The sequence below is a fragment of the Variovorax sp. WS11 genome, from assembly GCF_010499245.1.
Lineage (GTDB): Bacteria > Pseudomonadota > Gammaproteobacteria > Burkholderiales > Burkholderiaceae_C > Variovorax.
This window is the reverse complement of record NZ_JAAGOW010000001.1, coordinates 1,571,091-1,596,741: the sequence shown is the minus strand read 5'-3', so window position 1 is coordinate 1,596,741 and position 25,651 is coordinate 1,571,091. Positions and strand designations below refer to the sequence as shown.

Here is a 25,651-nt window from a genome sequence, read left to right as displayed (position 1 = left end):
GTTTTCCACGAGATTGTGCGCGCAAAATGAACAAGTTGTTGTCCACGGTGTTTGCCCTCGCTGTCGCTTGCGTGACGGTCTCCGCCCAAGCCCAGAAGATCACGGGCAATGCCGAAAACGGCTCGAAGAAGGTGGCCATGTGCGTCGGCTGCCACGGCATCGTCGGCTACCAGGCCAGCTTTCCTGAAGTTCACAAGGTCCCGATGATCGCGGGCCAGAGCGCCACCTACATCGCCTCGGCCCTCACGGCCTACAAGGGCGGCGACCGCAAGCATCCCACCATGCGCGCCATCGCCGACTCGCTGAGCGAGCAGGACATCGCCGACGTTGCGGCCTACTACAGCCAGCTCGGCGTGCAGGAAGGCGATGCCCCGCCGGCAGCCGTTGCCAAGCAGCCCAGCGAGCGCGTGCAGGCCCTGATCTCGCGCGACAAGGACAACGCCTGCACCAAGTGCCATGGCGCCAACTTCAACACCCCGAACGATGGCACGGTCGCCAAGCTGGCCGGCCAGCACGCCGACTACCTCTACGTCGCCCTCAAGTCCTACAAGACCGAGAAGAACATGCAGATCGGTCGCTCCAACGGCGTGATGAGCGGGCAGGCCAAGAAGTTCAGCAACACCGAGCTGAAGGAGCTGGCCAGCTACATCAGCTCGCTGCCCGGCGAATTGAAGACGGTGCCGGACTCGAAGCTCCACCACGCCAGGTAAGAGCGGTATCGCTCAAGAAGAAAGCCCGCTGCAAGCGGGCTTTCTTCTTTGGGTCGTGCCCTGCTCAGACGTCGAAGAACACCGTCTCCTGGGCACCCTGCATATGGATGTCGAAGCGATACGTCACCTGCCCACCCGTCTCGCTGCGCTGCGCGATCAGCGTCTGCCGCCGCTCGGCCGGCACGCTGGCCAGTACCTTGTCCTCGGCATTCGCCTTCGCCTCGTCGCCGAAGTAGATGCGCGTGAAGGTGTGCAGCAGCATGCCGCGCATTAGCACGATCACGTTGACGTGCGGCGCCTCGCCGGCCGATTCGGCGCCGGGCTTGACGGTGTGGAACACGAAGCGCTTCTGCGCATCGGTGCCTGTGCCCGCGCGGCCGAAGGCGCGGAAGCCGATGGCCTGCGCATCCTCCACCGACCGCGGGTAGGCGCCGGTGCCGTCGGGCTGGCTGACCTCCACCAGCGCATCGTCGATCGGCTTGCCGTCGCCGTCGATCACCCGGCCCTCGATGCGGATGCGCTCGCCGCGTGCGTTGTCCAGCGCGAGCACCGCGTCGAAGGGCTGGTCGAAGTCGTAGCCGTACTGGGTGGCCGCGAGGCCGTAGGCGAAGTAGGGGCCGACCGTTTGCGAAGGGGTCTGGCCGAAGTTGGTTTCGAGTGCGCTCATCATGGTGCGTGTCTCCTGTGCTTCAGCGGGTTTCGAAAGGCGTCTCGTCGGCGCCGCGCAGCACCATGTCGAACACGTAGCCGAGCGCGTAGCCTTCTTCCGTGACGTCGAGGCTGAAGTCGGCGACCAGCCGGTTGCGCACCTTTTCCGGTGTGCCGGTGATCATCGGGTCGTACTGCATCAGCGGGTCGCCGGGAAAGTACATCTGCGTCACCAGCCGGCTCGCAAAATGCTCGCCGAACAGCGACAGGTGGATGTGCTGCGGCCGCCACGCATTGGGATGGTTGCCCCACGGATAGGCGCCCGGCTTGATGGTGAGGAAGCGGTAGCGGCCCTCGTTGTCGGTGAGGCAGCGGCCGGCGCCGAGGAAGTTGGGGTCCAGCGGCGCGTCGTGCTGGTCCACCTTGTGCACATAGCGGCCGCAGGCGTTGGCCTGCCACAGCTCCACCAGCGTGTTGCGCACCGGGCGGCGGCGCTCGTCGAGCACCTGGCCGGTGAGGATCATGCGTTCGCCCAGCGGCTCGCCGTTCCTGCGCGCGTTGCGGGTGAGGTCGTTGTCCAGCTCGCCGATGCTGCTGTGGCCGTACACCGGCTGGCGCAGCTCGCCCAGCGAAGCCTTCAGCGGGATCAGCGGCTGCGTCGGCCCGCGCTTGGCGGTCGACCTGTAGCCGGAGTAGAGGTAGGAAGGGTGGCTGGGCCAGTCGCGCGGCGTCAGGGTGGGCAGCGCGCCGTCTTGCGGGGAAGAGCTCATGAACTTGTCTCCGGGTTCGTGGGGGATGGCGTTACTGTATTCATGCGCATTGCTGATGTAAATTGACGTTCTTGCGATTTTTCATAAGCATTGGTAATTGAATGGCCGCCAAGTCCGAAGCCTTCCTGCGCGGTGTGCAGCTCAGGCACCTGCGCTGCCTGGTGGCGGTGGCGCAGGAGCGCCATCTGGCGCGCGCCGCCGAGCGGCTGGCCCTGAGCCAGCCGGCGGTGTCCAAGACCCTGGCCGAGCTCGAGGCGCTGGCCGGCGCCCGGCTGGTGGAGCGCGGCAGCGCGGGGCGGCGCGGCATTCAGGGCTTCACCGTCGCGGGCGAGCAGTTGCTGGCGCATGCGCTGCGCGTGCTGGAGGCGCTCGATGCCAGCGCCGAGGCGCTGATGCCCGCCTCCGGGGTGCGCCTGCAGCGCCTGCGCATCGGCGCGCTGCCCAGCGTGGCGCCCTCCCTGCTGCCGGCGGCGCTGGCTGCGCTGCGCGAGCGCTTGCCCCAGGTGCAAGTGCTGGTGCAGACCGGCGCCAACGCACTCTTGCTCGATGCGCTGCGTGCCGGCGAGCTGGACCTGGTGGCCGGCCGCATGAGCGATCCGCAGCTGATGGCCGGCCTCACCTTCGAGCTGCTCTACACCGAGCCGCTGGCCTTGGTCGCGCGCGCCGGCCATCCGCTGGCGGGCGCTGCGCCTTCGGTGCAGGAGGTGTTGCACTATCCCCTGGTGATCTACAGCGAGGGCACGATCCCGCGCCATCACACCGAGAGCTTTCTGTCGGGCCTCGGCCTGCGCCTGCCCGCGCATGGGACGCAGACGCTGGACCTCTCGGTCGCGCGCGCGCTTCTGCTGCGCTCGGATGCCGTGTGGTTCACGCCCGTCGGTGCGGCGCGCGACGACCTCGCCGGCGGCCAGCTGGTGCGCCTGGCGGTCGACACCGCGGGCACCGAGGAGCCGGTGGGCTTGCTGCTGCGCAGCGATGCCGAACCCTCGGCCGCGCGGCAGGCGCTGATCGCCTTGCTGCGCGAGAGCGGCGCGGATCAGTCGCGCGTGGCGCGCCGCTGAACGCAGGCCACGTAGGCCTCGCCGTCGGGCGGGCGGCCGGCGCGCTGGCTCTCCCACATCATTTGCCCGAGGCACTCCATCGCCTCGTGGTGCGCCTGCAGCAGCGAGTCGCGGCGCGCGGCCAGCAGCTCGACCGCCTGGCGGATGCCGCGGGGCTGGTCGATGGAGCACTGCTCGCTGATCGACAGGTGCATCGACAGATGCAGAAAGGGGTTCTCGCGTCCGTCCTTGCCGTCGTAGACGCGGGCCACCGCCGCGTCGGCATCGCCCAGGTCGGCGTGGTACTCGGGGTGCTCGTCGATCCATCGGCTGGCGATGATCTCCAGCGCCTCCATCGGCAGGCCCTGCCGGCTCTTGGCGTAGACGTCGCAGAAGAAGCGGCGCACTTCTTCCTGGGTGGGATTGAACATGGGCGAGAGGTTAGCACCGCCCCCAAGGGCGCATGTCGCGTGCGGCCGCTACATTGCGAAGCCATGGACCGCCTAGAAAACATAGAGACATTCGTCCGGGTCGCGCAGACGCAGAGCTTCGCCGAGGCGGCCCGGCAGATGCGGGTGGCCAAGTCGGTGGTCACCACCCGGGTCAAGCAATTGGAGGAGCACGTGGGCGCGCCGCTCTTCCACCGCAGCACGCGCGTGGTGCGGCTCAGCGACGTCGGGCAGGCCTTCCTGCGCGACTGCACCGAGCTCGTGGGCCGGGCCAACGACGTCATGGACCAGATGCGCGGCGCGCGCGCCGGCCCCACGGGCACGCTGCGCATCCATGCGCTGACCGGCTTCGTGCTGGGCCATCTCGCGTCGGTGCTGCGCGCCTTCCAGGCCAGCTATCCCGACATCCACCTCGAGCTGATCGTGAGCGATGCGGTGGTCGATCCGGTCAAGGCGGGGGTGGATTGCGCGCTGCAGATCTTTCCTGCGGCCTCCACCGAGCTGGTGTCGCGCCCGTTGTTCCCGGTCCGCCGCGTGTTCTGCGCCACGCCCGAGTACCTGCGCGCCAACGGCACCCCGCAGACTCCGCGCGAGCTGCACAAGCATCGGCTGGGCCTCTACTCCGGCTACCCGAGCCGCGACCGGTGGACCTTTCATCACGAGAGCGAGCAGGTGACGATCTACATGACCGCCGCGCTGCTCACCAACAGCGTGCACCTGCTGCGCGAGTACGCGCTGGAGCACGCCGGCATCGTGTGCCTGCCCACGCTGGTGGCGGGCGATCCGATCCTGCGCGGGGAGTTGAAGGTGGTGCTGCCGGAGCATCAGCTGTCATCGTTCTCGCTCAACGCGGTCTATGCGGGCACCTCGCGCAACGCCTTCAAGCTCAAGCTTTTCATCGAGCACATCACGGCGGCGTTCACGCGGGTGGCGCCTTGGGATGCGGAGATGGTCGAGCGGGGTTTGTTGCCGGCTGAATTGGTGGCCGACGTTTAGGCCTCATCGGGAAAACCCTGCCGATTGACCGCATTCGGCGAACAATGCGGCCCGCTTTTGATCCCTACCGAAGGTGCTCCCGGCTTCCTACAGTTCGTTCCATCGCAGCACCGCTGCAAGGACGACCTCAGGAGACAAGCCCATGACCGCCACCGCCTACCAGACCCGCTTCGGATCGCTCAAGAGCTACGACAAGGGCCACGTCGAGCCCATCGCCGACGACGTCAAGCACTACGCGATGTCCAACTGCTTCGACATCGCCAGCAAGAGCAAGCCCTACGAGAAGGTCGTGTTCGGCCAGAACCAGATCTACGTGCTCGAGACCCTGCGCGCCGAGGGCAGCTCGCCCTGGTACACCTGCGCGCACGACGAGTTCGCGCTGGTGATGGACGGCGAGGTCGAGGTCCACCTGGTCAAGCTCGATGCTTCCCAGGCCGTCGGTGACGCGGAGAAGAACGGCGCCGTGCTCGTCAAGGGCGAACCCAAGGGCCAGAAGATGGGCTGGATGAAGCTCACGCGCGGTCACCAGGGCCTGCTGCCGAAGAACACCGCCTACCAGTTCCGCGCCCCCGGCGAGCCCGGCGTCATCGTCCTGCAGACCTGCAAGGGCGAACTCTCCATCGAGAAGTGGGCCGACATCTGCCAGACCCACTGAGCCCAAGCCAAACCAGAGGACAAAGCCATGAACGCACCCGCAGAACTCGCCAACGTCATCGCGTCGCAACCCGACGCCACGCTCGGCTACAAGGCATTCACGCTCGGCAGCTTCGGCTTCCGTCGCGACGAGTACTTCGCCCACATCACCTGGAAGACCCGGGACGGCCGTCCGATGAGCCACACCCTGGACGTCGGCAACTACTTGCGCGCCCTGATGCGCGATGTCGCCTGGGGGTTCTTCTACGGCTGGGTCAACTTCGACGACGTGGTCGGCACCGTCAACCACTACCAGTCGGTCGACCTCTACGCCGGCAGCTACAACGGCACCATGAAGGAGGCCGGCATCGACCTGCTGGAGAACTTCCCCACCGCGCAGATCCGCGCCACCTTCGAGGCCATGCTCGACGACTGGACCAACGAGAGCTTCGACCCCTTCGCCGCGCCGCAGGAAACCGGCTCGCCCTACGGCCGCAAGAAGGGCAGCAACACCGCCAAGATCACCCGGGCCCGCGAGCTCGCGAAACGCTGCGTCGGCCTGAAGGACGACCTGCGGCTGCGCAGCGACGACACCGGTGCGCCCGTCAACCGCGCCTTCGCCGACGTGCCGCAGGGCCAGCCCGAGCTGCATCCCGAGCCCGGCTTCGAGAACGAGGTGCATGCCTTCAACCTGTTCGGCTTCCTGAGCCGCTCGCAGGTGACGTGGAACCCGAGCTTCACCTCCGTCGTCAAGCACAGCTTCATGTGCCCCACCACCGAGGAGCACATCCTGCCGATCATTCACGGCAACGACCGCGTCGAGTGGTTCTTCCAGATGACCGACGAGATCCACTGGGACTGCGGCGACAAGAACACCGGCCGCCCCATGGCCCGCGTGATCATGAAAGCCGGCGACATGGCCGCCATGCCCGCCTACTGCCGCCACCAGGGCTTCAGCCCCAAGCGCTCGATGCTGCTGGTGTGGGAGAACGGCTCGCCGAGCCTGGTCTACGAGATCCAGAAGGGCGAGAGCCCCGAGATCCCGGTGAGTTTCTAACAGGCGATAACGCGCGCACCTGCGGCGCGTCCTTCCGAGCTTCGCTTCTTTCCAGAGGAGACAACAAATGGCAGACCGCATCCGGTCCGATGCCGGCGCAGCTTCGCGCCGGCGATTCATGCAGCAAGCCGGCGCAGGCTCGGCAGCCGTCGCGGCAGCGACCCTGGGGCTCGGGGCACAAGAGGCCGACGCGGCCACGGCCCCCGCGTTCGACGCCACCTACGACATCGTGGTCGCCGGCAGCGGCGCCGGCGGCCTGGCCTCGGCGCTGTTCGCCCGCTGGCAGGGCAACAGCGCCGTGATCCTGGAGAAGGCCGGCAGCATCGGCGGCACCACCGCCAAGGCCGCCTTCTGGTACTGGGTGCCGAACAACGAGGCCATGAAGAAGGCCGGCATCGCCGACCCCAAGCCCGACTTCCTGAAGTACGTCGCGCGGCTGTCGAACCCGCAAGGCTACGACCCCGGCCACCCGCGCTACGGCTTCACGCAGTGGGAGTACGACATGTGCTCCGCCTTCTACGACAGCGCCTCGCCAGCCGCCGAACTGCTGGCGACCAAGGGCGCGCTGCCTTACCGCCATGTGGCCGACGTGCCCGACTACTTCGCCGAGCTGCCCGAGGACAAGGCGCCCAAGGGCCGCGTGCTGGTGCCGAAGGAAGCGATCCCCAGCATGTCGGACGGCGGCCTGGTGGCCGTGCGCACCATGTCGACCAAGGCGCGGCAGGAGGGCATCCCGATCCGCACCGGCATGCGGGTCACGAAGCTCCTCCAGGACAAGAGCGGCCGCGTGATCGGCGTCGAGGCCAGGGACGAGCTCGACGCCACCGTGCGCCTGCGCGCCCGCAAGGCCGTGATCTTCGCCACCGGCGGCTTCACCCACAACGTGGAGCTGCGCAAGAACTTCCTCAACGGCCCCATCTTCGGCGGCTGCGCGGCACCGACCAACGAAGGCGACTTCGTGCCGATCGCCGGCGCGCTGGGGGCACAACTGCGCAACATGAACTACGCCTGGACTTGCCCGATCCCGCTGGAGAAGGCGATCGCCAAGGACGGCTCCATCTCCGGCATGTTCTCGGTGGCCGGCGACTCGATGCTCTTCGTCAACAAGTACGGGCATCGCAACGTCAACGAGAAGCTGCAGTACAACGAGCTGGCCCAGACCTTCTTCGAATGGGACGGCGCCAAGGCCGAGTACCCCAACCTCGTGCGCATCGCGATCTGGGACCAGCGCTCGCAGCAGAATTCGGCCAGCGCCGAGTACGGACGGCTGATCGTGCCGCCCGGCACCGACGACCGCCATGTGATCAAGGGCGCGACGCTGGCCGAGCTGGCGCGCGCCATCGACGAGCGCTTCGTCAAGTACGCGAGCGCCATCGGCGGCGCCCGGCTGGCGCCCGAGTTCCTGCCCAACCTGCAGGCGGCCATCGCGCGCTTCAACCAGTTCGCGAAGACCGGCAAGGACCTGGACTTCCGCCGCGGCGAGCGCGTGGTGGAACAGCTCTTCAACGGCGACGTGAAGGCCGAGCCCGGCCGCAGCAACCCCACGATGTGGCCGCTGGCCGACACCGGCCCGTACTACGCGGCGCTGGTCGTGGCCGGCACGCTGGACACCAAAGGCGGCCCGAAGACCGACACCCATGGCCGCGTGCTCGACGCCCGCGACCAGCCGATCCCCGGCCTCTACGGCGTCGGCAACTGCGTGGCCTCGGCCTCGGGCCGCGCCTACTGGGCCGGCGGCGCGACGCTGGGGCCGATCATCGCCTTCGCCTACCGTGCGGCGAACGCGGCCCATGCAGAGGGCAGGAGCGCCGCATGAGGACCGCGCTGCTGCTTCCGCTCGCTGCCTTCCTCGTGCTCGCCGCGAACCACGCGCAGGCCCAGTCGCCCGGCCAGCGCCTGGCCCAGAACGCCTGCACGCAATGCCACAGCTTCGGCAAGGGCGAGCCCAACGGCGTGGGCCCCAACCTTTACGGCCTGCTCGGCAAGCCCGCCGCGGCCAGCCCCGGCTTCACCTATTCGAAGCAGTACCTCGACGCGATGAAGGGCAAGTCCTGGGACCGCGCGCTGCTCGACAAGTGGCTCGCCGACTCCCAGGCCGTCGCGCCCGGCAGCACGATGGCCTATTTCCAGGACGACCCGAAGAAGCGCGCCGCGCTCATCGAGTACATGCAGTCACTCAAGTGAAAGAAGGAGACCCACCATGGCCCTCACCCGTCAAACCATGACCGACGAGCAACGCAAGTCGGTGGCCCTCGAATACCTCAAGGCCTACGACAACGGTGGCGTCACCTCCACCGGCGGCTCCATCCTCGACCTGTTCGCGAGCGATGCGCAGGTCTACTTCCCCAAGTGGGGCCTGGCCAACGGCAAGGACGAGATCGGCAAGCTTTTCGGCGAGGTCGGCAGCCGCGGCAAATCCATTCGCCACGACTACGCCGGCTTCAACTGGATCTTCACCGGCTCCGACCTGTTCGCCTGCGAAGGCACGAGCCACGGCGAGCATGCCGATGGACCCTGGCGCGCCGGTGTGCCGGAGTGGGGCGCGGGCCGCTGGTGCGATGTGTTCGAGGTGCGCGACTTCCTGATCCAGCGCTGCTTCATCTACCTCGATCCCGACTACGCGGGCAAGGACACGGCCCGTTATCCCTGGCTGGCCGGCCGGGGAACCGACAACTGAACCATCATGAACCTCGCAGACATCCAGCAGGCCGCCGGCCTCAAGACGCCGATCCGTCACCAGCTCTTCATCGACGGCCGCTTCGTCGATGCCGAGTCGGGCGAGACGCTCGCCACGCTCAACCCGCACGACAACTCGACCATCGCCGAGGTGGCACTGGCCGGCAAGGCCGACATCGACAAAGCGGTCGCCGCCGCGAAGCGCGCCTTCCCGGCCTGGAGCCGCATGGCCGCGGCCGACCGCGGCCGCATCCTGCTCAAGCTCGCGGACCTGATCGAAGCCAACGCCGAGGAGCTGGCGCGACTCGAATCGCTGGACACCGGCCACCCGGTGCGCGATTCGCGCGCGCTCGATGTACCGCGCACCGCGGCCTGCTTCCGCTACTTCGGCGGCATGGCCGACAAGTTCCAGGGCGAGACCATTCCAGTGGAGGCCGGCTTCCTCAACTACACGCTGCGCGAGCCGGTGGGCGTCGTGGGGCAGGTGGTGCCGTGGAACTTCCCGCTGATGTTCACCAGCTGGAAGATGGCGCCCGCGCTCGCGGCCGGCAACTGCATCGTGATGAAGCCGGCCGAGATCACGCCGCTGAGCTCGCTGAAGATCGTCGAGCTGATGGCCGAGGCGGGCATGCCCGAGGGCGTGGTCAACATGGTGCCGGGCCTGGGCGGCGTCGCCGGCCAGTACATCGCCGAGCATCCGGAGATCGCCAAGATCGCTTTCACCGGCAGCACCGCGACCGGCAAGCGCATCGTGCAGGCGAGTGCGGGCAACCTCAAGAAGGTGCAGCTGGAGCTGGGCGGCAAGGGCCCCAACATCGTGTTCGAGGACGCCAACCTGCAGGCCGCCATCAATGGCAGCGCCTGGGCCATCTTCCACAACCAGGGGCAGGCCTGCATCGCCGGCTCGCGCCTGATGCTGCACGAGAAGATCGCCGATGCGTTCCTCGAGAAGTTCATCCCGCTGGCGCAGTCGATCCGGCTGGGCAACCCGCTCGACGACGCCACCGAGATGGGCCCGCTCACCAGCGCCCAGCATCGCGAGCGCGTGCTGAGCTACGTCGAGGTCGCGAAGGGCGAGGGCGGCGAGGTGCTCGTGGGCGGCAAGTCGCCCGGCGGCGAGCTGGCGCGGGGCTGCTACGTGGAGCCGACGGTGGTGCGCGCCCAGTCCTTCCGCGACCGCGTCGCGCAGGAGGAAGTCTTCGGCCCCTTCGTCACCGTGCTCACCTTCAAGGACGACGAGGAGGCCCTGCGCATTGCCAACGGCACCGACTACGGCCTCGGCAGCGGGCTGTGGACCACCAACCTGCAGCGCGCGCACAAGATCGCGCGCGACCTGCATGCCGGCATGGTCTGGATCAACAGCTACAAGCGCGTGAACCCGGGCTCGCCCTTCGGCGGCGTGGGCCAGAGCGGCTACGGGCGCGAGATGGGCTACGACGCGATGCGCGAGTACACCCAGGTCAAGAGCGTGTGGGTCAATGTCGACGCGCAGATCCCGCCGCACTTCGTGCGCTGAACCAACCCTGAAAGAAGAAAACGTGACTTCGCTTGCAACCCGACTCCTTGCCGCGTGCAGCCTGGCCCTGGCCGCCGTCAGCGCAGCCCATGCCCAGCAGCCCTGGCCCAGCAAGCCGGTGCGCGTGGTGGTGGCATTCCCGCCGGGCGGCATCGTCGACACCGTGGCGCGCCAGCTGCAGCCACGGCTGCAGGCCGCTCTGGGACAGCCGGTCATCATCGACAACCGCGGCGGCGCCGGCGGAACGGTGGGTTCGGCAGAAGTCGCCAAGGCCGCGCCCGATGGCCACACGCTGCTGATGGTGTTCGACAGCTATGCCACCTATCCGCTGGTCTATCCCAAGCTCAGCTTCGACATCGCGAAGGACCTGCAGCCGGTGACGCAGATCGCGAGCAATCCGCTGGTGCTGGTGGTCAATCCCAAGGTGCCGGCCAACGACTTCAAGAGCTTCGTCGGCCTGCTCAAGAACAAGCCGGGTCAGTTCAACTATGCGAGCGTCGGACCCGGCTCGAGCAACCATCTGACGGCCGAGCTCTTCAAGGCGCAGACCGGCACCTTCGTGACCCACATTCCATACCGCGGCGGCGGCCCCGCGCAACAGGATCTGCTGGGCGGACAGGTCGAGATGATGTTCCTATCCGCGGTTCTGGCGCAGCCGCATGTGAAGGCCGGCAAGCTGCGCGCATTGGCGCAGACCGGGGCGCAGCGCGTGTCCGCCTATGCCGACACACCCACCGTGGCCGAGAGCGGCTATCGCGACTTCCAGGTCAATTCGTGGGTCGGCCTGCTGGCCCCGACAGGCACCCCGCGCTCCGTGGTCGATCGGCTGCAGGCCGAGGTGCGCAAGATCGTGACCGATCCTGCCTTCGACCAGCGCCTGCGCGAGCAGGGCCTGACCGGCATCGCGAGCACGCCCGAGCAGTTCGCCTCGGCGCTGCGGACCGAGCAGGACAAGTGGACACGCCTGGTGCGCGAGCGCAACCTCAGCTTGGAATAGCAAGCAAACAGGGGCCACGATGCGCGACTTCATCTACACCAGCCAGCCGCAGTGCGTGGTCTAGGCGCGCCCTGGTGCTCTCGACGCCCGAGCAGCGCGCCCAGGCCGAGCGCGTGGCCGAGCTGCTCGGCCCCCAGGCCGCCGGCATCTTCGACCGGGCCGTCATGCATGTGCCGATCGAGACCGCCCGCGAGGCCCGCGAAGTCGCACGCAAGCTCCACGCCGACTGCGCCGTGGCCATCGGCGGCGGCTCCACCACCGGCCTGGGCAAGGCTATTGCGCTCGACTCGGGCCTGCCCATCCTGGCCATTCCCACCACCTACGCCGGCAGCGAGATGACGCCCATCTACGGCCTGACCGAGGCCGGCCTCAAGAAGACCGGCAAGGACTTCCGGGTACTGCCGCGCACCGTGATCTACGATCCCGAGCTCTCGCGCACCCTGCCCGTGGGCCTGAGCGTGACCAGCGGCATCAACGCCATCGCCCATGCGGCCGAGGGCCTGTATGCGCAGGACAGCAACCCGGTGATGGACCTGATGGCCGAAGAAGGCATCGCCGCCATCGCGCGGGCGCTGCCGGCGATTCGGCGCAGCCCCGAGGACATCGAGGCGAGGTCCGATGCGCTCTACGGCGCCTGGCTGTGCGGCAGCGTGCTGGGCAACGTCGGCATGGCGCTGCACCACAAGCTGTGCCACACGCTGGGCGGCAGCTTCAACCTGCCGCATGCGGAGGTGCACACGGTGGTGCTGCCGCATGCGATCGCCTTCAATGCCGAGGCGGCGCCGGGCGCGATGCAGCGCATTGCAAGAGCCCTCGGCACGGCGGACGCGGCGCAGGGCCTGCAGGCGCTGGCACGCGACAACGGCGCGCCGATCGCCTTGAAGGACATCGGCATGCAGGAAGCCGACCTGGACCGTGCCGCCGATCTCGCAGTGAGCAATCCCTACTGGAACCCGCGCCCCTTCGGCCCGGCCGAGCGCGGCGCCATCCGCGCGCTGCTGCAGCGCGCCTACGAGGGCGCGCCGCCCGCCTGACGCCATCACGCTGGTTTGTGCAAGAAGAGAACGACGAAGGAGACCACCATGACACTCAACCGCAGACAGTTCACCCAGGCCGCAGCCGCCCTCGCGGCCGGCAGCGCCGCGCCGCTCGCGTTCGCTGCCGACACGCTCAAGATCGGCTACGTCTCGCCGCAGACCGGCCCACTCGCGCCTTTCGGCGAGGCCGACAAGTGGGTCATCGACCAGATGAAAACCGCCTTCAAGGACGGGATCAGCGTCGGCGGCAAGAAGTACGCGGTGCAGATCGTGCTCAAGGACAGCCAGTCCAATCCCAACCGCGCGGGCGAGGTCGCCAACGACCTGATCCTCAAGGACAAGGTCGCGCTGGTGCTCACCGCGGGCACGCCCGAAACAGCCAACCCGGTGAGCGATGCCTGCGAGCTCAACGAGGTGCCCTGCGTTTCCAGCGTGGTGCCCTGGCAGCCCTGGTTCTTCGGCCGCAAGGGCGATCCGGCCAAGGGCTTCGCCTGGACCTACCACCTCTTCTGGGGGCTGGAGGACGTCATCGCCAACTTCACCAACGGCTGGAAGACGGTCAGCACCAACAAGAAGGTGGGCGGGCTGTTCCCCAACGATGGCGACGGCAACGCCTGGGGCGACAAGGAGCTCGGCTTTCCGAAGCCGCTGTCGCAGATGGGCTTCACGCTCACCGACCCCGGCCGCTTCCAGAACGGCACACAGGATTTCAGTGCGCAGATCGCGGCCTTCAAGCGCGACAACGTCGAGATCGTGACCGGCGTGGTGATCCCGCCGGATGCCAAGACTTTCCTCACGCAGGCGCGGCAGCAGGGCTTCAAACCCAAGGTCATCACGCTGGGCAAGGCGCTGCTGTTCCCGGGCGCGATCGAGGCGCTGGGCGAGCTGGGCTACGGCTTGTCCACGGAGGTGTGGTGGAGCCCTTCTCATCCCTTCACGTCGAGCCTGACCAAGCAGAGCGCGAAGTCGCTGGCCGAGGCCTACGAGGCCGGTGCGAAGAAGCAGTGGACGCAGCCGATCGGGTTCGCGCATGCCTTGTTCGAGGTCGCCTCCAACGCGCTCTCGCGCGCCAAGTCGACCAAGGCCGGTGACGTGCGCGACGCGGTCGCCGCGACCTCGCTCGACACCGTGGTCGGGCCGGTGAAGTGGGGCGGCCAGGGGCCCTTCAAGAACGTCAGCAAGACGCCGCTGGTGCTGGGGCAGTGGAACAAGGGCCAGAAGTACAAGGTCGAGCTGAGCATCATCAACAACGAGGCCGCGAAGAACATCCCGGCCACGGGCACGCTGCAGCTACTGTCATGACGCTCCTCGCGCTGCACGGCGTGCGCAAGTCCTACGGCGCGCTCAAGGTCACCGACGACATCACGCTCGCGGTGGCCGAGGGCGAGACCCTGGGCATCCTCGGGCCGAACGGCGCGGGCAAAACCACGCTGTTCAACCTGATCTCGGGCGACGTGCGCGTCGATGCCGGGCGCGTGGAGTACGAGGGGCGCGACGTCACCGGCCTCAAGCCGCACCAGCGCTGCCATGCCGGCATCGGCCGCAGCTACCAGGTGCCGCAGCCCTTCGGGAACATGAGCGTGTTCGAGAACCTGGTCACGGCCGCCTGCTTCGGCGGTGGGCAGGCCGAGCGCGAGGCCTGGCACACCGCGCAGGAGGTGCTGGCCGAGACCGGGCTGATGGCACATGCCAACAAGCCGGCCGGCGGGTTGACCCTGCTGGACCGTAAGCGGCTGGAGCTGGCACGCGCACTCGCGACTCGGCCCAAGCTGCTGCTGCTGGACGAGATCGCGGGCGGGCTGACCGAGCCCGAGGCCCGGCTGCTGGTGGAGGAGTTGAAGCGCATCAAGGCGCGCGGCGTGACCATGATCTGGATCGAGCATGTGGTGCATGCGCTGCTGTCGCTGGCCGATCGGCTGTTCGTCATCAACTTCGGGCAGAAGCTGGCGGAGGGCGAGCCGCGGGCGGTGATGGGCGATGCGGAGGTGCGGCGGGTCTACATGGGAATGGAAGCATGATGAACGCGCTGCTCGAAGCCCAAGCCCTCCAGGCCTTCTACGGCGATGCCCAGGCTCTCTTCGGCATCGACATCTCCCTCGCCCAGGGCGAGCTGGTCGCGATCATCGGCGCCAACGGCGCGGGCAAGTCCACGCTGCTCAAGTGCCTCACGGGCCTGGTGCGCGCCCCCCGCGAGGCGGTGCGCTTCAAGGGCGAGACCATCGGCGGCCTGCCGCCCGGCGAGATCGTCAAGCGCGGCCTCGCGATGGTGCCCGAGGGCCGGCGCCTCTTCCCCAGCCTCAGCGTCGAGGAGAACCTGCTGATCGGCGGCCTCTCGGGCCGCAAGGGCCCATGGAACCTGCAGCGCCTCTACGGTCTCTTCCCCATCCTGGCCGAGAAGCGCCACAACCCCGGCACCGAGCTCTCGGGCGGCCAGCAGCAGATGGTGGCACTGGGCCGCGCGCTGATGAGCAACCCCGAGCTGCTGCTGTGCGACGAGCTCTCGCTCGGCCTGGCGCCGATCGTGATCCGCGAGATCTACGCTGCCATGCCCGCCATCACCGGCGAGGGCATGACGGTGGCAATCGTCGAGCAGGACCTGACCATGGCCCAGCGCGTGTCGCAACGCATCTACTGCCTGCAGGAGGGCCGCGTCTCGCTTACCGGCCGCTCCGACGCGCTCTCGCGCGAGCAGATCTCGCAGGCCTATTTCGGCGTCTTGGAATGAAGGCGAGGCCCGCCACACCATGATCGAAATCCTCCTCCAAGGCATCCTCCTCGGCGGCCTCTACACGCTCTTCGCTCTCGGCCAGTCGCTGATGTTCGGCGTCATGCGCCTCACCAACACCGCGCAGGGCGACTTCATCATCCTCGGCGCCTTCGCGGTCGTCGCCGGCACCACGCTGGCCGGCGGCGCGCCCTTCGCCGTCGCGCTGGCCGTGCTGCCGCTGGCCTTCGGCTTCGGCTACGCGCTGCAGCGCTACGTGCTCAACGGCACGCTCGGCAAGGACCCGCTGCCCTCGCTGGTCGTGACCTTCGGGCTCTCGATCGTGATCCAGAACCTGCTGCTGGAGCTGTTCTCGGCCGACCCGCGATCGATCGAGACCGGTGGCCTCAACACGCAGGGGCTCGCGCTCGGCGACTCGCTCTCGCTGGGCGTGCTGCCGCTGGTGATCCTCGCGATCGCGGTCGCCGCCACCGCCGGGCTGCAATGGCTGTTCGCACGCACCGCGCTGGGCCGCTCCTTCCGAGCCGTGTCGGACGATCGCGAGATCGCCGAGCTCATGGGGCTGGACGCGAAGAAGGTCTATGCCTTCGCCACCGCCATTGCCTTCGTGCTGATCGCCGTGGCCGGCGCCCTGCAGGGCATGCGCACCACGGTTTCGCCCTCGGACGGCCCGCTGCTGCTGCTGTTCGCCTTCGAGGCCGTGATCATCGGAGGCATGGGCTCTTTCTGGGGCACGCTGGCCGGCGCGATGATCCTGGGCATCACGCAGCAGATCGGCTTCCGGCTCGATCCGGGCTGGGGCATCTGGGTCGGCCACATCGTGTTCCTGATCGTGCTGGTGCTCCGGCCGCAGGGGCTGTTCCCCAAGACGCGAGGCTGATGCGATGACCTTGAACCCACCCCTCGCCGCGGCCACCCCGCCTGCGGCCTTCGACGTGGTGCGCAGCACCGCCGCCAGCCGGGCCGCGCTCGGCGGGGCCGTCGCGCTTGCCTTGCTCGCCGCCACGCTGCCCTTCTGGGGCGAATCGAGCTGGATGCGCGAGTTCGTCGAGATCGCCTGCTACCTCATCTTCGCGATCATGTGGAACCTGCTCGCCGGCTATGGCGGCATGGTCAGCATCGGGCAGCAGGCCTTCTTCGGCTTCGGCGGCTACGTGATGCTCATGCTGGGCAACTTCGCGGGCGTGAATCCATTCATCGCGATTCCCCTGGGCGCACTGGCCGCGGCGCTGGTCGCGGTGCCGGTGTCCTTCGTCGCCTTCCGGCTCTCGGGCGGCTACTTCGCCATCGGCACCTGGGTGATCGCCGAGGTGTTTCGCCTCAGCTTTGCCAACGTGTCGGCCGTCGGCGGCGGCTCCGGCACCACGCTGACGGCGCTGCGCGGCATCGAGCGTGCGACGCGCGAGAGCGTGACCTACTGGATGGCGCTGGCCTGTGTGGTGGCCGCCATCGCGCTGGTCTATCTGTTCCTGCGCAGCAAGCGCGGCCTGGCCCTGCTCGCGATCCGCGACAACGAGGTGGCGGCCGAGTCGCAGGGCATCCCGGTGGTGCGCATGAAGCTGGCCGTGTATGTGGTGGCGGCCTTCGGTGCGGGCCTGGCGGGCGCGCTCTATTTCGTCGGCAACCTGCGCATCAGCCCCGACGCTGCCTTCAGCGTGAACTGGACCGCCTTCGCGATCTTCATGGTGGTGATCGGCGGCATCGGGCGCATCGAGGGGCCGCTGGTGGGGGCGCTGATCTTCTGGGCGCTCAACAAGTTCTTGAGCGACTATGGGACCTGGTATCTGCTGGGATTGGGGCTGCTGGCGATCGTTGTGACGATCTTCTTCAAGCAGGGGCTGTGGGGGTATGCGCAGCAGCGCTGGGGGTGGTCGCTGTTTCCGACGCAGCGGGTGCTGGTGCATGGCGAGCGCATCCCGAGTCGTTGAGTGCAGTTTGACGATGAAATTTATTCGGATTACTATTCGCTAATCTATTCACTTCGTCGACTCCTCAAACGAAAATTGAGGATCTCAATCTATTCACATGAGCGACCTTACGGAGCGCGTTCGCCAAACGCTCCAGGCGGGCGGTGCTGCCCGCAGCCCTGAACTGCAGCAGGTGACCGGGGCCAGCCAGGCTTCCATTTCGCGCGCCCTGGCGCCGCTGCTTGCCGCGGGCGAGGTACTCAAGGTCGGGCGAGCAAGAAACCAGGCCTATGTCATGCCGCGCCGTGTGGAAGGTGTGGGCACCACCGGCACGGTTCCGATCATGAAGGTGGACGGCATCGGCAAGGTCTCGGAATTCGGCACGCTGATCCCGTCCATGCGCGGCCGATGCTGGGTCGAGGAGTTCGATCCGCCTCTCGCGCAACTGCATGACGGTCTCCCCTGGTTCCTGACCGACATGCGGCCCCAAGGCTTCCTGGGGCGTGCGTTCGCGCATGCCCGGAAGGACCTGCGCCTGGCCGACAACCCCGAGCATTGGACGGACGATGACGTTCTCAAGGCGCTGTGCCAGGCGGGCGAGGACTTGCCGGGCAACCTGGTCATCGGTGCGCAGTCTTTCGAGCGCTTCATGCACGCACCGCCGGCCGATCGAGTGCCTCCCAGCAGCTATGCCGAGCTGGCCGAGGCCGCGATGCATGGCGCGCTGCCCGGATCTTCCGCGGGCGGCGAGCAGCCCAAGTTCTGCACCGTCCGGGAGGACGGCCAGCCCGTGATCGTCAAGTTCTCGCCTGCCGGCGGCTCCGCGCCCGAACGCCGGTGGGCGGATCTGCTGACGTGCGAGCACCTGGCCCTGGAGACGCTGAACGAGGCCGGCGCGCCCGCGGCGAAGACGCGCATCTTCAGCGGTGGCGGCCGTACCCTGCTTGAAGTGGAGCGCTTCGACCGCACGCCGCGCGGCCGAATCGGCATGGTCTCTTTGCTGGCCTTCGACAGCGAATACATCGGCCACATCGACAACTGGGCCGCCACCGCCGAGCGCATGAGCACCCGCGGCCTGATGCGCCCGAGCGATGCCGACCGGCTCCGGCTGTTGGAGGCGTATGGGCAACTGATCGGCAACACCGACCGGCACTACGGGAATATCTCCCTCGTCATCGATCCTTCGGGCAACTGGATCCTGGCGCCGGCCTACGACACCCTCCCCATGATCTATGCGCCCGTGGCGGGCGAGCTCGTGTCGCGCGAGGACTTCAACCCGGGCAAGCTGGCGCCCACGGCAGACACGCTGCGGGTGTGGGACCAAGCCAGGAAACTCGCCATCGCGTTCTGGCGCAGCGTGGCCGCGGAGAAGCGAATTTCTAGCGCGTTCCGTCAGACGGCCAGGCGGCACGCACGCAGCCTGGAGGCGCATGAACAACCGCGGCAGCCCGGCGCGCGCGAGCCGGTCTTCCAGCGGGAACGGCCGAGTTGACTTGGGTCGGCGACGCTCAATGCGTGAGCCGCCCCCGCATCGCCGCCGGATGCCCCGCCAGCCCGAAGGACTTCCCGGTGGGCACCAGCGTGTCGCCCTCCACGCGCAGAATCGTGATGTCCTGGTCGATGAAGTTGCCGACGTACAGGTACTTTCCGTCGGCGCTGAAGACCGCGCCCTCGGGCAGGCCGCGCACCTCGATCTCGTTGGTGCGCGTGACCTTGCGGCCGTCGATCTTCAGGCCCACCACCGAGCCGTTGCGGTTGTAGAAGTAGGCGTTCTTCGCCGAGTTGCTGCCGCGCAGCAGCACGGCCACCGCGAACTTCCCCGTGGGGCTCACGGCCAGGCCTTCGGGGCCGTCGCCGACTACCACCTTGTCGATCACGCGCGGCGGTTTCGCCTCGAGATCGATCACGCTGACCGTGTCGATCTGGCCGTCGGAGGCGCCGGAGTTGCCGTTGTCGGCGGTCAGCGCGAGCCTGCCGTCGGGCGTGACGTCGACGTTGTACGGCCACAGTCCGGCCGCGAAGTCCAGCTTGTTGTAGGTCACCTTCTCGCCCTCGATCTCGAGCATCGCGACCTTGTGGTTCGGGAACTTGGTGGCCAGCGCGCGCCGCCCGTCGGGCGTGAAGCGCACGTGCGAGACCGACTCGCCCATGGCCACGGTGTCGATCAGCGTGAGCTTCTGGCCTGCGATGCGCAGCACGCTGATGGCGTTGTCGGCCCGATTGGCCACCAGCGCCAGCGTGCCCGCGCGATTGATCGATAGGCCCGAGGGCTGCCGGCCGACGACGATCGTGTCGATCAGCTTCGGCGGGTTGGCCGCGAGGTCGATCACGAACAGGCGGTTGTCCGGCACTTGGCGGCGCACGCCGTTCTCCTCCACCACGTTGAGCGAGTTGGCGACCAGCGCCAGCTTCTCGTCGGCCGTGATCGCGAGGTTGGTCGGCGGGCCGGCGATGGTGTTGTCGAGCGGCAGCGTGACCAGGCTGCGCGGCGCCAGCGGGTCGCTGCCGATGTCGATCACCTGCACGCTGTCGCGGCCGTGGGCGCCGAGCTGCACGGCGCCCGCGTCGTTCCAGGACTGCTTCTCGTCGTTGGCCACCAGCAGGAGCTGGCGCTGGGGTGTCGAGGGCGCCATGCCGGCGCAGCCCGCCAGCGCAACCAGGGCGAGCGAGGTGAAGCAAAGGGAGCGAAGGCGCATGGTGTTGTCTCCATTGTTGTTCGCGAGGATTCGCCGGCGCATCGTAGCCGGCCAGGCGCCGGCTACCAACGCAGTGCGGGCGTATGCACAGGCGCATCCCACAGCCGCTTGGCCTCCTCGTCCAACGCCGTGACCGTCAGCGAGGCACCGGCCATTTCCAGCGAGGTCGTGTGGTTGCCCACCAGCGTGCGCGCCACCGCCAGGCCTTCGGCGGCCAGCCGCCGGCGCGCATGGTGCTGCAGCAGGTAGAGCTCCATCAGCGGCGTGCCGCCCAGGCCGTTGACATGCAGCAGCACGTCGCGGCCGCGCGCGAGCGCGAGGTCCTTGAGGATGGGGTCGAGCAGCAGGTCCACGATCTCGACCGCCGGCGCGAAGGGCAGGCGTTGCCGGCCCGGCTCGCCATGGATGCCGACGCCCATCTCCATCTCGTGCTCGCCGATCTCGAAGGTGGCCACGCCCGAGGCCGGCACGATGCAGCTGTCGAAGGCCACGCCCATGGAGGCGGTGCAGCTGTTGATGCGGTCGCCCAGCGCCTTGCACTCGAACAGGTCGGCACCGGCCTCGGCCGCTGCGCCGACCATCTTCTCGACGATCAGCGTGCCGGCCACGCCGCGCCGGCCGCTGGCGTGCGTCGAGTGGTCGATGGCGACGTCGTCGTCCACCACCACCATCAGGTGGTCGAGGTCGACCAGCATGTCGCTGGCCATCTGGAAATTGAGGCGGTCGCCGGCGTAGTTCTTGACGATGAAGAGCACGCCGCGGCCGGCGTTGACGCGGTGCGCCGCAGCCATCCACTGGTCGGGCGTGGGCGAGGTGAAGACCTGGCCCGGGCAGGCCGCGTCGAGCATGCCGCGGCCCACATAGCCCGTGTGCAGCGGCTCATGGCCCGAGCCGCCGCCGGACACCACTGCCACCGCGTCCTGCTTGGGCGTGCGCCGGCAGACGAAGGTGGGGTCGAACTCGACGGCGAGCAGCGCCTCGTGCGCCGATGCGAGGCCCGACAGGCTCTCGACGACCGCATCGTCGACATAGTTGATGAATTTCTTCATCGCAGGTCCTCGCGGGGCGAAGGTGAAGGGAGCATGGTCGGGCGATCGTGCGCGGCTGTCATGCGAGGTTCTCCGCAGTGAGGATGTCGACCCGCGGGTTGCTGACCGCCAGCGCGCCGCGCACCCCTTCGCACAGGGCACGCAGCACGCGCGCAGCGGTGGTCACGGCGTAGTGCACGTCCTGGTGCAGCACGAAGGTCAGCGCGCCGGAGATCAGCAGGGTGCGGTGCATGTCGAGCAGGTCGTGGGCGACCATGCCCAGCGAGGCGTCGTAGCCGTGCTCGGCCAGCGCGCGATGCACGCCATGGCTGCCGGGCCCGATGTTGTAGACGGCCGTCAGCCGGCCGCCGGTGGCCGTCGGGTCGAGCGCCTCGCGCGCGCGGCGGTAGGCCTCGTCTTCCGATTCGGGCATGTCGTCCACGCGCAGCAGCCTGGCGCCGGGGAAGCGTTCCTGCAGCACCTGCGCGAAGCCGATGCCGCGGTCGATCTCCGCGGCGTAGCGCGTCGCCGGCGACAGCAGCGCGCAATAGCCCTGGCCGGCCGGCGCCTCGCGCCCGAGCAGCAGGCCGGCGGTGCGCCCGGCGGCGCGGTTGTCGGCGCCGATGAAGGTCTCGCGCATCGAACCCGCAACGTCGGAGAACAGGGTGACCACGTGCACGCCGTTGCGCACCAGCTCGTTGACGGCCAGCTTCACGGCCGGCGTGTCGGGCGCGAGCAAGGCGATGCCGTCCATATCCGCCAGCCGCGCCAGTTCCTCGGCGAAGGCGCCGGCATCGTGGGCCGCCAGGCGGCGCGTCACCTCGGTGATGTGCTGGTGGCGGAAGTCGCCGGCCGCCTGCGCGACCACGCGGTCCACCAGGTCGAAGAAGCCGCGCCGGGTCGAAGGCAGCACGAAGGCGAAGCGGTAGCTCTCGGTGGAACGCGGCCGGCCCCGCATCGGCACGGCGCCGCCCAGCTCCTTCATCGCGTCGCGCACGCGCTGCACGGTGACCGGATTGACGCCGGGGCGGCTGTTCAGCACGCGGTCGACGGTGGCGGTGCTGACGCCGGCGGCCTCGGCGATCTGGGTGATGGTGACGGAAGTGGCCAAGTGCGGAAAGCGCCTCAATAAATCAATCAGGAGTGTCGCCGAACTCCCATGGATGGCGCACCGGGCTATCCCGGGCTCGCCAGCCCCTGCTTGGCAGGATCATAAGGTCCTAGGGTTTGCGTTGATTGATTTATTTATTGCCATCTTTATTCTTCAATCGAATCCCCATCGCGGCGAGCGCCGCTGCCCTCTGACCAACCTAGGAGATGAGCAAATGAAGCGGATGACCCAACGAGCGACTCTTGGCGCGGCGCTCTTCGCCGCGCTGGCACTGGCCACGACCAGTGCCGCGCAGGCCCAGACCAAACAGCTCACGCTGTGCTGGGCGGCCTGGGACCCGGCCAATGCGCTGGTGGAGCTGTCGAAGGACTTCACCGCCCAGACCGGCGTGCAGATGAAGTACGAGTTCGTGCCCTGGCCCAACTTCGCGCAGCGCATGCTCAACGAGCTCAACTCCAAGGGCAAGCTGTGCGACCTGCTGATCGGCGACAGCCAGTGGATCGGCTCGGCCGCCACCGAGGGCCACTACATCAAGCTCAACGAGTTCTTCGACAAGAACGGCATCAAGATGGGCGACTTCATGCCCGCCACCGTCGAGGGCTACTCGACCTGGCCCAAGGGCACGAAGAACTACTGGGCGCTGCCCGCGATGGGCGACGCGGTGGCCTTCACCTACCGCAAGGACTGGTTCGCGCGGCCCGAGCTGCAGGCCGAGTTCAAGAGCAAGTACAACCGCGAGCTCGCCCCGCCCACCACCTGGGACGAGTTCAAGCAGATCGGCCAGTTCTTCCAGAACCGCACCATCGACGGCAAGAAGGTCTACGGCGCGGCCCTCTACACCGAGCGCGGCTCCGAGGGCATCACCATGGGCGTGACCAACGTCCTGTACGCGCACGGCATGCAGTACGACAACCCGAAGAAGCCGTACGACATGAAAGGCTTCATCAACGGGCCCGAGGCCGTGGCCGGACTCAAGTTCTACAAGGAGCTGTTCGACTGCTGCACCCCGCCCGGGCATTCCAATGCCTACATGACCGAGGACCTCGACTCCTACAAGTCGGGCCAGGTCGCGATGCAGATGAACTTCATCGCCTTCTTCCCCGGCATCGCGAAGGACCCGAACGTGGGCGGCGAGAAGACCGGCTTCTTCACCATGCCCAAGGCGAAGATCGCTGCCGCGCAGCTCGGCGGCCAGGGCATCTCGGTCGTGAAGTACTCCGACAAGAAGGACCTGGCGCTCGAGTACATCAAGTGGTTCGCGCAGCCCGCCGTGCAGCAGAAGTGGTGGGACGCGGGCGGCTTCTCGTGCCACAACGCGGTGCTGTCCAAGCCGGGCTTCGAGAAGAGCACGTCCTACGCGCCGGTGTTCCTCGACTCGATGAAGATCGTCAAGGACTTCTGGCAGGAGCCCAGCTACGCCCAGCTGCTGCTGGCGATGCAGAAGCGCACGCATGACTACGTGGTGGCCGGCAAGGGCACGCCGCAGGAGGCGATGGACGGCCTGCTCAAGGACTGGACCGAGGTCTTCAAGGAAGACGGGAAGATCAAGCCTTGAAGCGCGACACGGCGGGCCCCAGCATGAGCGCCATCTCTCTGGCTACGGCGGTTCGCGCGGAGCCTGTCGAGGCCCCCGCCGTGCGGCTGGCCCAGGGCCTTTCCGACCGAGCCCTCGCCTGGCTCTTCGTCGGCCCGACCATCCTGCTGCTGCTGGCCTTCAACATCTTCCCGCTGGTCTGGACGATCTGGCTGTCCTTCACCAACTACCGCGCCAACCGGCCCGGCGCCGACGTGCTGTGGGTCGGCCTCGGCAACTACTCGCGGGTGCTCAACGACGAGGCGATCTGGGAGAACATGCGCGCCACCGCGCACTTCCTGACCTGCTCGATCACGCTGCAGCTGCTGCTGGGCTTCGGCCTGGCGCTGATGCTCAACCGGCGCTTCAGGACCCACAGCTTCTGGAGCACCGCCATCCTGCTGCCGATGATGCTGGCGCCCGCGGTGGTCGGCACCTTCTGGAAGTACTTCTTCGAGCCGCAGTACGGCATCTTCAACTACATCGTCAACTTCTTCGGCGGCCGCGGCAGCTTCACCATGCTGGGCGACACGCAGCTCTCGCCCTGGGCCATCGTGCTGGTCGACACCTGGATGTGGACGCCCTATGTGATGCTGCTGCTGCTGGCCGGCCTGCGCTCGATCCCGCCCTACCTCTACGAGGCCGCCGAGATCGACCGTGCCAGCGAGTGGACCAAGTTCTGGCGCATCACGCTGCCGATGGTGATGCCCTTCATCGTCCTCGCGGTGCTGTTCCGCCTGATCGAGAACTTCAAGATGTTCGACCTGGTGGACCAGCTCACCAACGGCGGGCCGGGCTCGGTGACCGAGCTGGCCTCGATCAAGCTCAAGCGCGAGGCCTTCGAGAAATGGCGCACCGGCTACAGCTCGGCGCTGGCCATCATCCTCTTCGTGGCCATCTACGGGCTCTCGCTCGTGACGGTGCGCTTTCTCGACCGGGTGAAGCAGCGATGAAAAACACCGTGCACAGTCCGCTGGACCCGACGCCGCGTGCCAAGGCCTTCGCCGGCATCGTCGTGATCGGCTATGCGCTGATCTCGCTGATCCCGCTGGTGTGGATCCTGATGACCAGCTTCCGCACGCCGCAGGATGCGATCGCCTACCCGCCTCAGGTGCTCACCCAGCCCTCGCTGATCGGCTACGTCAACCTCTTCACCACCCGCTCGCGCGTCGGCGCGCAGGAACTGGCAGCGCTGCCCCCGCCGGCCACCTGGTACGAGGGCCTGGTGCGCGAGCAGCAGATGATCCTGGCCGGCCCCTCGCGCTTTGCCGACCGCTACCTCAACTCGGTGCTGATCGGCTTCGGCTCGACCTTCCTGTCGGTGGTGCTGGGCACGCTCGCGGCCTACGCCTTCTCGCGCTTCCGCGTGCCGGGCAAGGACGACCTGCTGTTCTTCATTCTGTCGACACGCATGATGCCGCCCATCGCGGTGGCCATCCCGGTCTACCTGATGTACCGGGCGGTCGGCCTGTCGGACACGCACCTGGGCCTGATCCTGCTGTACACGGTGGTCAACCTCTCGCTCGCGGTGTGGCTGCTCAAGGGCTTCATGGACGAGATCCCGCGCGAGTACGAGGAGGCCGCCATGGTCGACGGCTACACCCGCTTCCAGGCTTTCGTGAAGGTGGTGCTGCCGCAGGCCGCCACCGGCATCGCCACCACCGCCATCTTCTGCCTGATCTTCGCGTGGAACGAGTACGCCTTCGCGCTGCTGCTCACCAGCGGCACGGCGCAAACCTCGCCGCCTTTCATCCCGACCATCATCGGCGAGGGCGGCCTCGACTGGCCGGCCATGGCCGCGGGCACCACGCTGTTCCTGCTGCCGGTGCTGGTGTTCACCGTGCTGCTGCGCAAGCACCTGCTGCGCGGCATCACCTTCGGAGCCATACGCAAATGAAGCAAATGAATGTGCCGACCCGACGCTGGTTCGCCCGTTCGCGCTGGGAGCCGGCCAGCATGGTCCTGATCGGGCTGGGCCTCGCGATGCTGATGCAGCCCTGGTCGCTGGACATCTACAGCTGGTCCTTCGCCGTGCTGCTGGCCGGCGTGGCCGGCTACACCGTGGCCGGAAAGCTGCACTGA

At 67.8% G+C, this 25,651-nt stretch carries 26 protein-coding genes and 1 pseudogene; 21 read left to right on the top strand and 6 right to left on the bottom strand.

Translation table 11 applies throughout. From position 1 onward, the window contains the following. Nucleotides 1–26: 26 nt before the first annotated feature. Nucleotides 27–710 carry a c-type cytochrome gene (locus GXN78_RS08090; protein WP_106559633.1) on the top strand — a complete coding sequence of 228 codons (684 nt, stop codon included), beginning with the start codon at nucleotides 27–29 and terminating at the stop codon, nucleotides 708–710. A 64-nt stretch (nucleotides 711–774) separates the two neighbouring features. Here GXN78_RS08090 and pcaG read toward each other — a convergent pair whose 3' ends face one another. Beyond that, the gene (gene pcaG, locus GXN78_RS08085; protein ID WP_106559632.1) at nucleotides 775–1,380 is read right to left on the bottom strand and encodes a protocatechuate 3,4-dioxygenase subunit alpha; all 606 of its coding nucleotides are present in this window, start codon (nucleotides 1,378–1,380) and stop codon (nucleotides 775–777) included. A 19-nt stretch (nucleotides 1,381–1,399) separates the two neighbouring features. Then, nucleotides 1,400–2,128: a protocatechuate 3,4-dioxygenase subunit beta gene (pcaH, locus tag GXN78_RS08080; RefSeq protein ID WP_106559631.1), complete on the bottom strand. Its 729-nt coding sequence runs from the start codon at nucleotides 2,126–2,128 to the stop codon at nucleotides 1,400–1,402. A gap of 101 nt (nucleotides 2,129–2,229) precedes the next feature. On the opposite strand from pcaH, the gene GXN78_RS08075 reads away from it, so the two are divergent. Beyond that, the gene (locus GXN78_RS08075) at nucleotides 2,230–3,189 is read left to right on the top strand and encodes a LysR substrate-binding domain-containing protein (RefSeq protein WP_106559630.1); all 960 of its coding nucleotides are present in this window, start codon (nucleotides 2,230–2,232) and stop codon (nucleotides 3,187–3,189) included. Here the strand turns inward: GXN78_RS08075 and GXN78_RS08070 are convergent. Next, on the bottom strand, nucleotides 3,165–3,599 hold the full coding sequence (locus tag GXN78_RS08070) for a DUF1841 family protein (protein WP_106559629.1): 435 nt from the start codon (nucleotides 3,597–3,599) through the stop codon (nucleotides 3,165–3,167). The two genes, GXN78_RS08075 and GXN78_RS08070, sit on opposite strands and share 25 nt — an antisense overlap. A gap of 63 nt (nucleotides 3,600–3,662) precedes the next feature. On the opposite strand from GXN78_RS08070, the gene GXN78_RS08065 reads away from it, so the two are divergent. The 15 genes and pseudogenes from GXN78_RS08065 to yjjJ all read left to right on the top strand — a co-directional run bounded on the left by GXN78_RS08065 (nucleotide 3,663) and on the right by yjjJ (nucleotide 18,653). Next, nucleotides 3,663–4,613: a LysR family transcriptional regulator gene (locus GXN78_RS08065; protein ID WP_106559628.1), complete on the top strand. Its 951-nt coding sequence runs from the start codon at nucleotides 3,663–3,665 to the stop codon at nucleotides 4,611–4,613. A gap of 142 nt (nucleotides 4,614–4,755) precedes the next feature. Then, nucleotides 4,756–5,268: a hydroxyquinol 1,2-dioxygenase gene (locus GXN78_RS08060; protein ID WP_106559627.1), complete on the top strand. Its 513-nt coding sequence runs from the start codon at nucleotides 4,756–4,758 to the stop codon at nucleotides 5,266–5,268. A 27-nt stretch (nucleotides 5,269–5,295) separates the two neighbouring features. After that, on the top strand, nucleotides 5,296–6,303 hold the full coding sequence (locus GXN78_RS08055) for a hydroxyquinol 1,2-dioxygenase (RefSeq protein ID WP_106559626.1): 1,008 nt from the start codon (nucleotides 5,296–5,298) through the stop codon (nucleotides 6,301–6,303). Nucleotides 6,304–6,370: 67 nt separating this feature from the next. Continuing rightward, entirely contained in the window at nucleotides 6,371–8,119 is a 1,749-nt protein-coding gene (locus GXN78_RS08050; protein ID WP_106559625.1) for an FAD-dependent oxidoreductase, read from the top strand. Next, nucleotides 8,116–8,487, top strand: coding sequence for a c-type cytochrome (locus tag GXN78_RS08045; protein WP_106559624.1), 372 nt, complete (start codon nucleotides 8,116–8,118; stop codon nucleotides 8,485–8,487). Before GXN78_RS08050 ends, GXN78_RS08045 begins: the two co-directional genes overlap by 4 nt. A 16-nt stretch (nucleotides 8,488–8,503) precedes the next feature. Beyond that, nucleotides 8,504–8,980, top strand: a complete 477-nt coding sequence (locus GXN78_RS08040) for a nuclear transport factor 2 family protein (protein WP_106559623.1) — start codon at nucleotides 8,504–8,506, stop codon at nucleotides 8,978–8,980. A gap of 51 nt (nucleotides 8,981–9,031) precedes the next feature. Then, nucleotides 9,032–10,495: an aldehyde dehydrogenase family protein gene (locus GXN78_RS08035; RefSeq protein WP_106559671.1), complete on the top strand. Its 1,464-nt coding sequence runs from the start codon at nucleotides 9,032–9,034 to the stop codon at nucleotides 10,493–10,495. 22 nt (nucleotides 10,496–10,517) lie between these two features. Beyond that, complete coding sequence (locus GXN78_RS08030) at nucleotides 10,518–11,492, top strand: tripartite tricarboxylate transporter substrate binding protein (RefSeq protein WP_239142644.1); 975 nt, start codon at nucleotides 10,518–10,520, stop codon at nucleotides 11,490–11,492. A 19-nt stretch (nucleotides 11,493–11,511) separates the two neighbouring features. After that, a pseudogene (locus GXN78_RS08025) lies at nucleotides 11,512–12,526 on the top strand (maleylacetate reductase). Nucleotides 12,527–12,574: 48 nt separating this feature from the next. Continuing rightward, nucleotides 12,575–13,831, top strand: a complete 1,257-nt coding sequence (locus GXN78_RS08020) for an ABC transporter substrate-binding protein (protein ID WP_106555908.1) — start codon at nucleotides 12,575–12,577, stop codon at nucleotides 13,829–13,831. Continuing rightward, nucleotides 13,828–14,547 carry an ABC transporter ATP-binding protein gene (locus tag GXN78_RS08015; RefSeq protein ID WP_106555907.1) on the top strand — a complete coding sequence of 240 codons (720 nt, stop codon included), beginning with the start codon at nucleotides 13,828–13,830 and terminating at the stop codon, nucleotides 14,545–14,547. Before GXN78_RS08020 ends, GXN78_RS08015 begins: the two co-directional genes overlap by 4 nt. After that, nucleotides 14,547–15,254, top strand: coding sequence for an ABC transporter ATP-binding protein (locus GXN78_RS08010; RefSeq protein WP_106555906.1), 708 nt, complete (start codon nucleotides 14,547–14,549; stop codon nucleotides 15,252–15,254). The genes GXN78_RS08015 and GXN78_RS08010 overlap by 1 nt, the downstream gene beginning before the upstream one ends. 19 nt (nucleotides 15,255–15,273) lie before the next feature. After that, nucleotides 15,274–16,134, top strand: a complete 861-nt coding sequence (locus GXN78_RS08005; RefSeq protein ID WP_106555905.1) for a branched-chain amino acid ABC transporter permease — start codon at nucleotides 15,274–15,276, stop codon at nucleotides 16,132–16,134. A gap of 10 nt (nucleotides 16,135–16,144) precedes the next feature. After that, entirely contained in the window at nucleotides 16,145–17,182 is a 1,038-nt protein-coding gene (locus GXN78_RS08000; protein WP_239142643.1) for a branched-chain amino acid ABC transporter permease, read from the top strand. Between the two features lie 97 nt (nucleotides 17,183–17,279). Then, entirely contained in the window at nucleotides 17,280–18,653 is a 1,374-nt protein-coding gene (gene yjjJ / locus GXN78_RS07995) for a type II toxin-antitoxin system HipA family toxin YjjJ (protein ID WP_308812398.1), read from the top strand. A 16-nt stretch (nucleotides 18,654–18,669) separates the two neighbouring features. Here yjjJ and GXN78_RS07990 read toward each other — a convergent pair whose 3' ends face one another. The 3 genes from GXN78_RS07990 to GXN78_RS07980 all read right to left on the bottom strand — a co-directional run bounded on the left by GXN78_RS07990 (nucleotide 18,670) and on the right by GXN78_RS07980 (nucleotide 21,996). After that, complete coding sequence (locus GXN78_RS07990; protein WP_106555902.1) at nucleotides 18,670–19,857, bottom strand: YncE family protein; 1,188 nt, start codon at nucleotides 19,855–19,857, stop codon at nucleotides 18,670–18,672. Nucleotides 19,858–19,919: 62 nt separating this feature from the next. Next, complete coding sequence (gene dhaK / locus GXN78_RS07985) at nucleotides 19,920–20,906, bottom strand: dihydroxyacetone kinase subunit DhaK (protein WP_106555901.1); 987 nt, start codon at nucleotides 20,904–20,906, stop codon at nucleotides 19,920–19,922. A 58-nt stretch (nucleotides 20,907–20,964) separates the two neighbouring features. Continuing rightward, nucleotides 20,965–21,996, bottom strand: coding sequence for a LacI family DNA-binding transcriptional regulator (locus GXN78_RS07980; protein ID WP_146163016.1), 1,032 nt, complete (start codon nucleotides 21,994–21,996; stop codon nucleotides 20,965–20,967). A gap of 214 nt (nucleotides 21,997–22,210) precedes the next feature. Here GXN78_RS07980 and GXN78_RS07975 point away from each other — a divergent pair, with 214 nt between their 5' ends. Genes GXN78_RS07975 through GXN78_RS07960 form a run of 4 tightly spaced genes read left to right on the top strand, consistent with a single transcriptional unit; the run spans nucleotide 22,211 to nucleotide 25,651 of the window. Further along, nucleotides 22,211–23,551, top strand: a complete 1,341-nt coding sequence (locus tag GXN78_RS07975) for an extracellular solute-binding protein (RefSeq protein ID WP_106555899.1) — start codon at nucleotides 22,211–22,213, stop codon at nucleotides 23,549–23,551. A gap of 23 nt (nucleotides 23,552–23,574) precedes the next feature. Further along, nucleotides 23,575–24,522: a sugar ABC transporter permease gene (locus GXN78_RS07970; RefSeq protein WP_106555926.1), complete on the top strand. Its 948-nt coding sequence runs from the start codon at nucleotides 23,575–23,577 to the stop codon at nucleotides 24,520–24,522. Next, nucleotides 24,519–25,466, top strand: coding sequence for a carbohydrate ABC transporter permease (locus tag GXN78_RS07965; RefSeq protein ID WP_106555898.1), 948 nt, complete (start codon nucleotides 24,519–24,521; stop codon nucleotides 25,464–25,466). Before GXN78_RS07970 ends, GXN78_RS07965 begins: the two co-directional genes overlap by 4 nt. Continuing rightward, nucleotides 25,463–25,651: a hypothetical protein gene (locus tag GXN78_RS07960; RefSeq protein WP_106555897.1), complete on the top strand. Its 189-nt coding sequence runs from the start codon at nucleotides 25,463–25,465 to the stop codon at nucleotides 25,649–25,651. The genes GXN78_RS07965 and GXN78_RS07960 overlap by 4 nt, the downstream gene beginning before the upstream one ends.